Origin of the sequence: Streptomyces sp. R21 (assembly GCF_041051975.1) — a bacterium.
GTDB lineage: Bacteria > Actinomycetota > Actinomycetes > Streptomycetales > Streptomycetaceae > Streptomyces.
The window spans coordinates 8,087,679-8,099,818 of record NZ_CP163435.1; the positions used below are offsets into that span (position 1 = coordinate 8,087,679).

The window sequence follows — 12,140 nt, forward strand, 5'->3', positions numbered from 1 at the left end:
TTTAGGGGCAGTCCTGGCGGTCCTTTAGCGGCGGTCAACTACCAAGAGGCACTTTGTCCACGAGGGTCGTACACTGGACGGTCCACTGCAGGCCGGTTCCCTACCGCGGGAACCGGCCTGCGCGTCCCTCAAGGAGGTGCGCCAGGATGACCACCACGGTCCCCGCGCTCGGAACCAGTACAACCGGCGGCTCCGCCCTGCAAGCCGTGCTCCTCGACATGGACGGAACCCTGGTGGACACCGAGGGCTTCTGGTGGGACGTCGAGGTGGAGGTCTTCGCGGCCCTCGGCCACGCTCTCGACGACTCGTGGCGCCATGTGGTCGTGGGCGGGCCCATGACCCGCAGCGCGGGCTTCCTGATCGAGGCCACCGGCGCCGACATCACCCTCGCCGAGCTGTCCGATCTGCTCAACGACGGGTTCGAGGACCGCATCGGCCGGGCGCTGCCGCTGATGCCGGGCGCGGCCCGGCTGCTCGCCGAGCTCGCCGCGCACCGGATCCCCACGGCCCTGGTCTCCGCCTCGCACCGGCGCATCATCGACCGGGTCCTGGCCTCGCTGGGCCCCCAGTACTTCGCGCTGACCGTCGCGGGCGACGAGGTGGAGCGGACCAAGCCGTTCCCCGACCCGTATCTGCTCGCCGCCGCCGGGCTCGGCGCGGAACCGGTCAGGTGCGCGGTCATCGAGGACACGGCAACCGGCGTCGCCGCCGCCGAGGCCGCCGGCTGCCACGTCGTCGCCGTCCCCTCGGTCGCACCCATCGCAGCCGCCACACGGCGCACGGTGGTGACATCGCTCGAAGAGGTCGACCTGCCTTTTCTGCGCGGCCTGATGACAGAAATGCGCTAAAGCGTTCACACAGCGTGCGGAACTGAATACGGGGATAAGTCCGCGCGCTCAGTCGTGATCAGCCGTAGGGAATTGAATCACTGTCGGGTGGCTGAATTCCGGTCCGCGTGAACCCAGTTGAATCTGTGACGTTCGCCACTCGGTGAAGGGTCGACAGCGGGTTGGTGCTGTGCCTAGTCCCCCCTTTTGGGGGTGTCCGGCGTGCCCTTGTGTCCCGATTGGTGGAAGGCTGTACGAATCCTTCCGCTGTCGGGTTATCGGTGCGTCCGCGCCCGGTTTCGCAGCGTGATGGGAACTCAACTCCGGTGCCTGCGAACCGTCCTGGCGACGCGGACTAATGTCGTCGCGAGAACATCGCCGTATCCCCGTGATCCGCCAGCGCCACCCCTGCATGCCGGGTACACGGAACCGACAGCTCTGGAGAAACTCGAGCATGAACCGCAAGACTTTGGTGCTGCCGGCCGTGATCGGCCTGCTTGCCCCGGTGCTCGCCGCTTGTGGCAGTTCCGACAGCGGGGGCAACGGCGGCGACGCGATCGTCGTCGGCACCACGGACCGGTTCACCGCCACGAAGGACGCTCCGGCTCCTCTCGACCCGGCGTACGCCTACGACGTGGGCACCTGGAACATCCTCCGCCAGACCGTGCAGACCCTGATGGTCCAGCCGCGCGGTGACGGCGAGCCGGAGCCCGAGGCCGCCGAGAAGTGCGGCTTCACCGACACCGGCAACGAGCGCTACGCCTGCACCCTGCGCAAGGACCTGAAGTTCGCCAACGGCGACGCGGTCACCGCGTCCGACGTGAAGTTCTCGATCGAGCGCGCGCTGCGCATCAAGGTGGACGGCGGCCCGGAGGCACTGCTCTCCACCGTCGACACCGTCGAGACCAAGGGCGACCGCGAGGTGATCTTCCACCTCAAGACCGCGGACGCGACCTTCCCGTTCAAGCTGTCCACCCCGGTCGCGGGCATCGTCAGCCCCGACGACTACGCGAAGGACAAGCTGCGCGACGGCTTCGACGTCGACGGATCCGGCCCGTACACCCTCGAGTCCGAGGTGAAGAACGGCGAACTCGTCAAGGCCGTCTTCACCAAGAACCCGAATTACAAGGGTGCGCTGACGGTGAAGAACGACAAGGTGGAGATGCGTTCCTTCCCGGACGACGCCGCCGGCATGGGCGACGCCCTCGACAAGGGCGACATCGACATGATGACCCGCACGATGACGCCGGAGCAGATCAAGAAGCTCTCCAACGCCTCGGGCGACATCGACCTCATCGAGATGCCCGGCCTGGAAATCCGCTACCTCGGCTTCAACACCGACGACTCGTCGGTCAAGGCGAGGGCCGTACGCCAGGCCATGGCCCAGATCATCAACCGCGCCGAGCTCGTCTCCAAGGTCTACGGCACCGGGGCCGAGCCGCTCTACTCGTTGGTCCCGGCCACCATCACCGGCCACTCGAACTCGTTCTTCAACAAGTACGGCGACCCGAGCACCGCCAAGGCGGCGAACCTGCTGAGCAAGGCCAACATCACCACTCCGGTGAAGCTGACCCTGCACTACACGACCGACCACTACGGTACGGCCACCGCCGACGAGTTCGAGGTGCTGAAGAAGCAGCTCAACGCCAGCGGCCTGTTTGACGTCAGCATCAAGGGCGCGCCCTGGAAGACGTTCCGCCCGGCCGAGCAGAAGGGCGACTACGAGGTCTACGGCATGGGCTGGTTCCCGGACTTCCCCGACGCCGACAACTACCTCGCGCCGTTCCTCGACAAGGACAACACCCTCGGCTTGCCCTACGCCAACAGCAACATCCGCAACACCCTGATCCCCGAGTCCCGACGCGAAGCCGACCGTCTCACCGCCTCGAAGAGCCTCACCACCATCCAGGACATCGTGGCCGACGACGTACCCATGCTGCCGCTGTGGCAGGGCAAGCAGTACATTGCCGCTCGGGACGACATCACGGGCGCCGAGTGGGCGCTCAACTCCTCCTCCACCCTCCAGCTGTGGGAGCTCGGCCGCGGTGTGAAGGGCTGAGGGGCTTCCCCACCCGGGGCCGGGACGGCCCCGGGCACTCGAGACCCGACGAGAAGGCACGTGCTCGTGAACATGCGCAACCAGTGGCCAGTCCTGCCGATCGTGGTGGGGCTGGCCTCCGGCCTGTTGACCGGATGCGGCTCGGGGACGGGCGGCTCCGGCGGCACCGGCTCCTCCGTCGTGATGGGGATGTCCGACGACGTCCTGGCCACCGACCCGGCGTCCGGCTACGACCCCGGCTCCTGGCTGTTGTTCAACAACGTCTTCCAGTCGTTGCTGAGCTTCCCCGACGGCGGCACCGAGCCGCAGCCGGAGGCCGCGAAGAGCTGCTCCTTCACGGACACCCGCACCATGGTCTACGAGTGCACGCTCCAGGACGGGCTGAAGTTCAGCAACGGTGACCCGCTCACCTCGAAGGACGTCAAGTTCTCCTTCGACCGCATGCTGCGGATCAACGACGGTGCCGGCCCGGCGATCATGTTCCCCATGCTCGACGAGGTGCAGACGCCGGACGCCAAGACCGTCGTCTTCAAGCTCAAGTACGCCGACGCCACCTTCCCGAGCAAGATAGCCTCCGGCGCCGGCTCCATCGTCGACCACCGGCAGTACTCCGCGACCGGTCTCCGCAAGGACGACGAAGCTGTCGGTTCGGGCCCGTACAAGCTGGACTCCTTCAGCAAGGAAGAGGCCGTCTTCTCGGTCAACTCCGACTACGAGGGCACCGCCAAGGTGAAGAACTCCGGCATCACGCTGAAGTTCTTCCACGGCGACCAGGCCGGCCTGAAGAACGCCCTCCTGAACGACAAGGTCGACGTCGCCTACCGCGGCCTCACCGCCGACGACATCGCGGACATCGACAACGACACGTCCACCGGCAAGGGCGTCAACCTCGTCGAGGGCAGCAGCGCCGAGGTGCAGCACCTGGTCTTCAACATGGACGACCCGGTGGCGGGCAAGCTCGGCGTCCGCAAGGCCATCGCCTATCTCCTCGACCGCGAGGCCCTCGTCGACAAGGTCTACGAGAACACGGCGACGCCGCTCTACTCGATCATCCCGGCCGGTATCGCCGGCCACAGCACCGCCTTCTTCGACACGTACGGCGCCCGCCCCTCGAAGACCAGGGCCGAGTCCGCCCTGCGCTCCGATGGCATCACCGGCAAGGTCAAGCTGACCCTCTGGTCGACGCCCTCGCGCTACGGGCCGTCCACCGACGCCGAGTTCGAGGCGATCGCGGGGCAGCTCAACGCGAGCGGGCTGTTCGACGCGACCGTGAAGTCCGTCGCCTACGACCAGTACGAGAAGGACATCGCCGACGGCAAGTACGGCGTGTACGTGAAGGGCTGGGTGCCCGACTACCCGGACCCGGACAACTTCACGGCCCCGTTCTTCGGCAAGGGCAACGTGCTGAGCAACAACTACAGCAACAACACCATCACCTCCGACCTCATCCCGAAGACCGCTGCCGAGAGCGACCGCGCCGCCACCGACAAGGCATACGGCGAACTCCAGGAGGTCGTCGCCCAGCAGATCCCGGTCATCCCGATCTGGCAGGCCAAGCAGTACGCGGTCGTCCGCGACAGCGTCTACGGCCTCGAGAACTGCCTCGACGCCTCGACGGTCTTCCGCTTCTGGGAGATCCACAAGGGCTGACACCCACAGCACATACGCCGAGGGCGCCCTCTTCTTGAAGAAGAGGGCGCCCTCGCCGCTGCTGTTGGCGCTGAGCTACTGGGCGCCGGGGCGCACCAGCCCGCTCTCGTACGCGTACACCGCAGCCTGCACCCGGTCGCGCAGCCCCAGCTTGGTGAGGACGTGGCCGACATGTGTCTTGACGGTGGTCTCGCTGACGAAGAGATCGGCGGCGATCTCCGCGTTGGACAGCCCGCGCGCCACCAGCTTGAGCACCTCCACCTCGCGGTCGGTCAGCGTGTGCAGGGTGTCCGGCACCGGCTCATCGCCCGAGGGCAGATGACCGGCGTACTTGTCGAGCAGCCGGCGCGTGATGCTCGGCGCCAGCATCGCCTCGCCCCCGGCGACCACACGGATCGCCTGCACCAGCTCATTGGCCGGGGCGTCCTTGAGGAGGAAGCCGCTGGCACCGGCGCGCAGCGCCTCCACCACATACTCGTCGAGGTCGAAGGTGGTCAGCACCAACACCTTCGCCGGACCGTCCCGGCCGGGGCCGGTGATCTGCCGGGTCGCCTCGACACCGTCCATCCGCGGCATGCGGATGTCCATCAGAACCACATCGGGCTGCAGGGCACGCACCTGATCGAGCGCCTGGAGACCGTCGCCGGCCTCGCCGACGACCGCGAGGTCCTGCTCCGCCTCCAGGATCATCCGGAAGCCGGTACGCAGAAGAGGCTGGTCGTCGACCAATAGGACGCGGATGGCCACGTAAGTCTCCTTCGCTAGTCCGGCCCCATTCTGCCCTGCTCGACGTCACCGGACTCGGGCGCCCTGACCGGCAGCGGCTGTGCCGTCCCGGGGGCAACCCCCGGACCCCCGGCCGAATCCGCGCCGACCTCCCGCACCGGCAGCGGATACGGCGGGGGAGTGCCGCCGAATTCCGGACACACCGCCTGGTGGTCGCACCAGCCGCACAGCTTCGTGGGCCGCGGCCGCCAGTCACCCGTCTCGGTGGCCAGCCGGATCGCCTCCCACAGCGCGAGCAGCTTCCGCTCGACACGCTCCAGGTCCGCGATCGCCGGATCGTACGTCAGCACGTCCCCGCTGCCGAGATAGACGAGCTGGAGACGACGGGGGACCACCTGCTTCAGCCGCCACACCACCAGCGCGTAGAACTTCATCTGGAACAGCGCACCCTCGGCGTACTCGGGGCGCGGTGCCTTGCCCGTCTTGTAGTCGACGATCCGCACGTCGCCGGTCGGCGCCACGTCGACCCGGTCGATGATGCCGCGCAGCTTCAACCCCGAGTCCAGCTGCGCCTCGACGAACAGCTCCCGCTCGGCGGGCTCCAGCCGCGTCGGGTCCTCCAGGCTGAACCAGCGCTCCACCAACTGCTCGGCCTCGCCCAGCCAGCGCGCCAGCCGCTCGCCCTCGGGATCGTCGGCGAACAGCTCCACGACCTCCGGTCTGCTCTCGCGCAGCCGGTCCCACTGACCCGGGATCAGGGACTTGGCGCGCGGCGCCGTCCGCTCCGTCGCCGGGGCGTCGAAGAGCCGCTCGAGCACCGCGTGCACCAGCGTGCCGCGGGTGGCCGCCTCACTCGGCTTCTCGGGCAGCTTGTCGATCACCCGGAACCGGTACAGCAGCGGGCACTGCATGAAGTCGCTGGCGCGCGAGGGCGACAGCGACGCCGGTGGCACGGCCGCCACGGCGCCGCCGCTGCCGGCTTCCGCGACGCCGTCGGTACTGGTTTCCATGACGACAGACCTTACGGCCCGCCACTGACAGTGACACCGTTCCGGCTCGTGCGACGGCGCGGAAAACAGAAGGGGTGCCGGGGCGGAACGCGCCGCGACGGCCGCATACCATCGACCGGAGACCCTCCTGCTCCGCATGATCGGGAGCGGGAGACGCTTCGAACGAGGGGACATCGTGGACGAGAGCGGCGGGAGCGGGCAGCCGCGGTCCGGCAACGACGCGACGGCCGAGCGCAACCCAGGGCAGGCGGCGCAGGCCGCCGACGCCGAGCGCCCCGGGACGGAGCCGCAGCAGGACCGCGTCCAGCCGGATCCCACCGGGCCGGACAGCGAAACCCCGGCAACGGCGGCCACCACGGAGCAGGAAGCGGAAGCGGAGCACCCCACCGAGCGCGACACGAGCGGCGGGAGCAGTGCCGGCGAGCAGGACGCGGACCCGCACGAAGCCCGGCCCCGGACGCCCGCCATCACGCCGACGGGCGACGGCACCGATTCCGACTCCGATTCCGACGGAACCCACCCCGATCCCACCTCCCCCCGGACCCTCGCCACCTCCGGCAAGAGCCTTCGACCGCCCCAGCGCCCCAAGGAGCCCGGAGGCGGGCTGCTCATGGGCCGGCCCTTCGGCGTCCCCGTGTACGTGGCGCCCAGCTGGTTCCTCGTGGCCGCCCTGATCACCTGGGTGTTCGGCGGCCAGCTCGACCGCGTGCTGCCCGAACTCGGCGCCGCCCGCTACCTCGTCTCCCTCTTCTTCGCGGTCGCCTTCTACGCCTCCGTACTCATCCACGAGCTGGCCCACACCGTCGCCGCGCTCCGCTTCAAGCTCCCGGTGCGACGGATCCAGCTCCAGTTCTTCGGCGGGGTGTCGGAGATCGAGAAGGAGTCGGAGACACCGGGCCGGGAGTTCGTGCTCGCCTTCGTCGGACCGCTCCTCTCACTCGTCCTCTCCGGCCTCTTCTACCTCGCCATGCAGACCGTCGAGCCCGGCACCGTCCCGGGCGTGCTGCTGGCGGGCCTGATGGTCTCCAACCTGATCGTCGCCGCCTTCAACCTGCTGCCCGGCCTCCCGCTCGACGGCGGCCGCATGCTCCGCGCCGTCGTCTGGAAGATCACCGGCAAGCCGATGAGCGGCACCATCGCCGCAGCCTGGGTCGGCCGCGCCCTCGCCGTCTCCGTACTGATCGGACTGCCCCTGCTCACCCAGTCCGGCACCCTCGGCGACGCCCCGGACGACATCGGCGGCATGGACACCGTCATGGACGCCCTGCTCGCAGCCATCCTCGCCGCGATCATCTGGACCGGCGCCGGCAACAGCCTGCGCATGGCCCGCCTGCGTGAACACCTCCCGGAGCTGCGCGCCCGCTCCCTCACCCGCCGGGCCGTCCCAGTGGAGACCAACACCCCGCTCTCGGAGGCCCTGCGCCGCGCCAACGACGCCGGAGCCCGCGCCCTGGTCGTGGTCGACCCGGACGGCGAACCTCTCTCCCTCGTCCGTGAGGCCGCCATCGTCGGCGTACCGGAACACCGCCGCCCCTGGGTCGCCGTCAGCGGCCTCGCCCAGGACCTCACCGAAGGCATGCGGGTCTCCGTCGAGCTCGCCGGGGAGGACCTCCTGGACGCCCTGCGCGCCACCCCCGCCACGGAGTACCTCGTGGTGGAGGACTCCGGCGAGATCTACGGCGTCCTGTCGGCGGCGGACGTCGAGCGCGCCTTCGTGAAGGCGATGGCCCGCCCCTCCTAGTGGTCAGCACCCCTGGCCGGGACCGGTAGGCTGGTCACATGTCCGAACCGACCGGTGCCGCCCGCAGGCGCGGGCCCTTCAAGGTCGGGGACCAGGTTCAGCTGACCGACCCCAAGGGCCGCCACTACACGTTCACGCTCGAAGCGGGGAAGAACTTCCACACCCACAAGGGTTCCTTCCCGCACGACGAGCTGATCGGTGCTCCCGAGGGCAGCGTTGTCCGCACCACGGGGAACGTCGCCTATCTCGCGCTGCGCCCCCTGCTCCCCGACTACGTCCTGTCCATGCCCCGCGGCGCCGCCGTGGTCTACCCCAAGGACGCGGGGCAGATCCTGGCCTTCGCCGACATCTTCCCCGGCGCACGCGTCGTGGAGGCGGGTGTCGGCTCCGGCTCGCTGAGCAGCTTCCTGCTGCGCGCCATCGGCGACGAGGGCATGCTGCACTCCTACGAGCGCCGCGAGGACTTCGCCGAGATCGCCCAGCAGAACGTGGAGCGCTACTTCGGCGGCCCGCACCCCGCCTGGCAGCTCACCGTCGGCGACCTCCAGGACAACCTGTCCGACGCGGACGTCGACCGTGTCATCCTCGACATGCTCGCCCCCTGGGAGTGCCTGGAGGCCGTGTCCAAGGCGCTCGTCCCCGGCGGCATCCTCTGCTGCTACGTGGCGACCACCACCCAGCTCGCGCGCACCGTCGAGTCCATCCGCGAGATCGGCTGCTTCAACGAGCCGACCTCCTGGGAGTCGATGATCCGCAACTGGCACGTCGAGGGCCTGGCCGTCCGCCCCGACCACCGGATGATCGGCCACACCGGCTTCCTGCTCACCGCCCGCCGCCTCGCGGACGGCGTCGAGCCGCCCATGCGTCGCCGCCGCCCCGCCAAGGGCGCCTACGGCGAGGACTACACGGGACCCAACGCCGACGGCGGCTCCGGCCGCTGACGGACCCAACGCACCACGACTGTGGCCGAGTTCCCGGAACGACCGGGGAACTCGGCCACAGCACTTTTTTGTTGACACCGCGCCAGAACTCCGGACCCCGCCGTTCCGCCTCCCTGTGACGTGTGGCACCATGCGGGTCACCCCACCGGCACAGCCCTCACAGGAGACACATCTCTCGTGCAGCAATCCGCCGTCCCGGAACTGGCACACACGCATGCCGGCCCCATGCACTGGCTCGCCACGGCCACCGCTCTCGCCGGCGTCGTCGCGATCTCGTCCGTCCTGCAGCCCTCACCGGCGACCGCGGCCCAGCCCGGCCCCGAGGGGAAGCGCGCCAGGTCGGTCGCGGCCGCCCCGAGTACCACCGGGGTCGACTTCCCGATCGAGTGCGGCCCCGCGAAGGTCCTCGTAGAGAAGAAGGCGTCCGGAGACCTCGACGGTGACGGCAGCCCGGAAACCGTGGCCGTGGTCCGCTGTGACGCCGGCTCCGGCACCCCGCCGAGCGGCGTCTACGTCCTCACCCGGGCCGACGGCCAGGCCCGGCCCCGCGTGGTGGCCACCCTCGTAGACCCGAAGGACCGCAGAAGCGTCACCGACTTCGCCGTTCGAGACGGCGCGGTCACGGCGACCCTGCTCGGCTACTCCTCGGCCGACGTACCCAGTTGCTGCCCCGACGTGAAGGACAGCGCCAAGTGGCAGTGGAAGGACGGTGCGTTCGTCCGCTCGACACCGTCCGAAGCCCGGAGCGTGTGACCAAACAGACAGCCCGTGACGCGGGGTGCCCGAGAGGTCACTCCGCGTCGGGGCCGTACACCTCGACCCTGTCCGAAACCCGACGTACGTGGATGCAGTCGCCCGGGCACTCCTTCGCCGAGTCCGAGACATCGCGCAGAAGCGTCAGCGGTACGGGCGTTGTGGCGCCCGGGGCCTGGAGCAGCTCGTCGTCGGCGCCCTTCACATAGGCCAGGCCGTCGATGTCCAGCTCGAAGACCTCCGGGGCGTACTGGACGCAGATGCCGTCACCGGTACAGAGGTCCTGATCGATCCAGACCTCGAGCGCCTCGCCGTCGACTACGGCCTTCTGCTGCACGGTCATGTCTCCTGCCGTTTTCCTGCGCCGAGTGAACCGGAATAAAAAGCAAGTCGGCCCAGCTCTGACGGGTGTTGAACAGTTCGACCCTACCTCTGGCGGCTTCCCAATCATGTTCGGTGGGTATTCCCCTGGCGTGAGGGAGAGCGCAAGGGTGAAGATCGGACACACCCCGACAGTCTTTGTGATCTAGGGGTTTCAATCGACACCCACCCAGGTAGGGTCTGGAAGCGTCCAGCTCCCCTTGGAGGAGGTGAGGACCGTGGCAGCCCACGACGACGACATGAACCGCGGCATCCGCCCGGGACGAGGGTCCGATGACCCCGCCGGGCAGATTGCCTACCTTGAGCAGGAGATCGCCGTCCTGCGACGCAAGCTCGCCGACTCTCCGCGGCACACGAGGATTCTCGAAGAGCGGATCGTCGAGCTGCAGACCAATCTGGCAGGCGTGTCCGCACAGAACGAGCGGCTCGCCAACACACTCCGCGAGGCCCGCGACCAGATCGTGGCCCTCAAGGAAGAAGTCGACCGGCTCGCACAGCCGCCGGCCGGCTTCGGTGTCTTCCTCGAGGCGAACGAGGACGGCACGGCGGACATCTTCACCGGCGGCCGCAAGCTGCGGGTGAACGTCAGCCCCAGCGTGGAGCTCGAAGAGCTCAGGCGCGGCCAGGAAGTGATGCTCAACGAAGCGCTCAACGTGGTCGAGGCCATGGAGTACGAGCGCGTCGGGGACATCGTCACCCTCAAGGAGATCCTTGAGGACGGCGAGCGGGCCCTGGTGCTGGGGCACACGGACGAGGAACGGGTGGTACGGCTCGCCGAGCCACTGCTGGACGTCAACATCCGTCCCGGCGATGCCCTGCTGCTCGAACCCCGATCCGGCTATGTCTACGAAATCGTCCCGAAGAGCGAGGTCGAGGAACTCGTCCTCGAAGAGGTCCCGGACATCGGCTACGAGCAGATCGGCGGTCTGGGCGGCCAGATCGAGATGATCCGCGACGCGGTCGAGCTCCCCTACCTCTACCCCGACCTCTTCAAGGAGCACGAACTGCGGCCGCCCAAGGGCGTGCTGCTGTACGGGCCCCCCGGATGCGGCAAGACGCTCATCGCCAAGGCCGTCGCCAACTCGCTGGCCAAGAAGGTCGCCGAGGTCACCGGCCAGGCCACCGGCAAGAGCTTCTTCCTCAACATCAAGGGCCCCGAGCTCCTCAACAAGTACGTCGGTGAGACCGAGCGGCAGATCCGCCTCGTCTTCCAGCGCGCTCGTGAGAAGGCCAGCGAGGGCACCCCCGTCATCGTCTTCTTCGACGAGATGGAATCCCTCTTCCGCACCCGCGGATCAGGCGTCAGCTCGGACGTGGAGAACACCATCGTCCCGCAGCTGCTCGCCGAGATCGACGGCGTGGAAGGCCTGCAGAACGTGGTCGTGATCGGTGCCTCCAACCGCGAGGACATGATCGACCCCGCCATCCTGCGCCCCGGCCGCCTCGACGTGAAGATCAAGATCGAGCGTCCGGACGCCGAAGCGGCCAAGGACATCTTCCAGAAGTACCTCACGGAGCGGCTCCCGCTGCACCCCGAGGACGTGGGGGAGCACGGCGGCGACAAGGTCACCACGGTCCAGAGCATGATCCAGACGGCCGTGGAACACATGTACACGGAATCCGAGGAGAACCGCTTCCTGGAGGTCACCTACGCCAACGGTGACAAGGAAGTCCTCTACTTCAAGGACTTCAACTCCGGCGCCATGATCGAGAACATCGTGGGCCGGGCCAAGAAGATGGCGATCAAGGACTTCCTCGACCACAAGCAGAAGGGCATCCGCGTCTCCCACCTCCTCCAGGCTTGCGTGGACGAGTTCAAGGAGAACGAGGACCTGCCGAACACCACCAACCCGGACGACTGGGCCCGAATCTCCGGAAAGAAGGGCGAACGGATCGTGTACATCCGTACGCTCATCACCGGAAAGCAGGGCGCGGACACCGGACGCTCCATCGACACCGTGGCCAACACCGGGCAGTACCTGTAAAAGACAGGGCGGCTGCGGGTGCCCGAGCCGGGTACCCGCAGCCGACTGTTTTTCCGGTCACGGCTGG

At 68.4% G+C, this 12,140-nt stretch carries 10 protein-coding genes; 7 read left to right on the forward strand and 3 right to left on the reverse strand.

Annotated elements, in window-relative coordinates:
* The first annotated feature begins 146 nt into the window (after window positions 1–146).
* The 3 genes from AB5J56_RS36010 to AB5J56_RS36020 all read left to right on the forward strand — a co-directional run bounded on the left by AB5J56_RS36010 (window position 147) and on the right by AB5J56_RS36020 (window position 4,536).
* Window positions 147–848: an HAD family hydrolase gene (locus tag AB5J56_RS36010; protein WP_369239121.1), complete on the forward strand. Its 702-nt coding sequence runs from the start codon at window positions 147–149 to the stop codon at window positions 846–848.
* A gap of 433 nt (window positions 849–1,281) precedes the next feature.
* Window positions 1,282–2,886 carry an ABC transporter substrate-binding protein gene (locus tag AB5J56_RS36015; protein WP_369239123.1) on the forward strand — a complete coding sequence of 535 codons (1,605 nt, stop codon included), beginning with the start codon at window positions 1,282–1,284 and terminating at the stop codon, window positions 2,884–2,886.
* A gap of 66 nt (window positions 2,887–2,952) precedes the next feature.
* Window positions 2,953–4,536 carry an ABC transporter substrate-binding protein gene (locus tag AB5J56_RS36020; RefSeq protein WP_369239125.1) on the forward strand — a complete coding sequence of 528 codons (1,584 nt, stop codon included), beginning with the start codon at window positions 2,953–2,955 and terminating at the stop codon, window positions 4,534–4,536.
* A 75-nt stretch (window positions 4,537–4,611) separates the two neighbouring features.
* Here the strand turns inward: AB5J56_RS36020 and AB5J56_RS36025 are convergent, their stop codons facing one another.
* A complete protein-coding gene (locus AB5J56_RS36025; protein WP_369239127.1) occupies window positions 4,612–5,283 on the reverse strand; it encodes a response regulator in 672 nt (223 codons plus the stop codon).
* Window positions 5,284–5,297: 14 nt separating this feature from the next.
* Window positions 5,298–6,272 carry a RecB family exonuclease gene (locus AB5J56_RS36030; protein ID WP_369239129.1) on the reverse strand — a complete coding sequence of 325 codons (975 nt, stop codon included), beginning with the start codon at window positions 6,270–6,272 and terminating at the stop codon, window positions 5,298–5,300.
* A gap of 175 nt (window positions 6,273–6,447) precedes the next feature.
* On the opposite strand from AB5J56_RS36030, the gene AB5J56_RS36035 reads away from it, so the two are divergent.
* From AB5J56_RS36035 to AB5J56_RS36045, 3 genes are all read left to right on the forward strand, one after another.
* Window positions 6,448–8,013 carry a site-2 protease family protein gene (locus AB5J56_RS36035; protein WP_369239131.1) on the forward strand — a complete coding sequence of 522 codons (1,566 nt, stop codon included), beginning with the start codon at window positions 6,448–6,450 and terminating at the stop codon, window positions 8,011–8,013.
* Window positions 8,014–8,051: 38 nt separating this feature from the next.
* Complete coding sequence (locus tag AB5J56_RS36040) at window positions 8,052–8,954, forward strand: tRNA (adenine-N1)-methyltransferase (protein WP_369239133.1); 903 nt, start codon at window positions 8,052–8,054, stop codon at window positions 8,952–8,954.
* A gap of 177 nt (window positions 8,955–9,131) precedes the next feature.
* Entirely contained in the window at window positions 9,132–9,707 is a 576-nt protein-coding gene (locus AB5J56_RS36045; RefSeq protein WP_369239135.1) for a hypothetical protein, read from the forward strand.
* Window positions 9,708–9,744: 37 nt separating this feature from the next.
* Here AB5J56_RS36045 and AB5J56_RS36050 read toward each other — a convergent pair whose 3' ends face one another.
* Window positions 9,745–10,050, reverse strand: a complete 306-nt coding sequence (locus AB5J56_RS36050; protein WP_369239137.1) for a ferredoxin — start codon at window positions 10,048–10,050, stop codon at window positions 9,745–9,747.
* A 256-nt stretch (window positions 10,051–10,306) separates the two neighbouring features.
* Between AB5J56_RS36050 and arc the strand changes: the two genes are divergently transcribed.
* Window positions 10,307–12,073: a proteasome ATPase gene (arc, locus tag AB5J56_RS36055; protein WP_356139281.1), complete on the forward strand. Its 1,767-nt coding sequence runs from the start codon at window positions 10,307–10,309 to the stop codon at window positions 12,071–12,073.
* Window positions 12,074–12,140 lie beyond the last annotated feature (67 nt).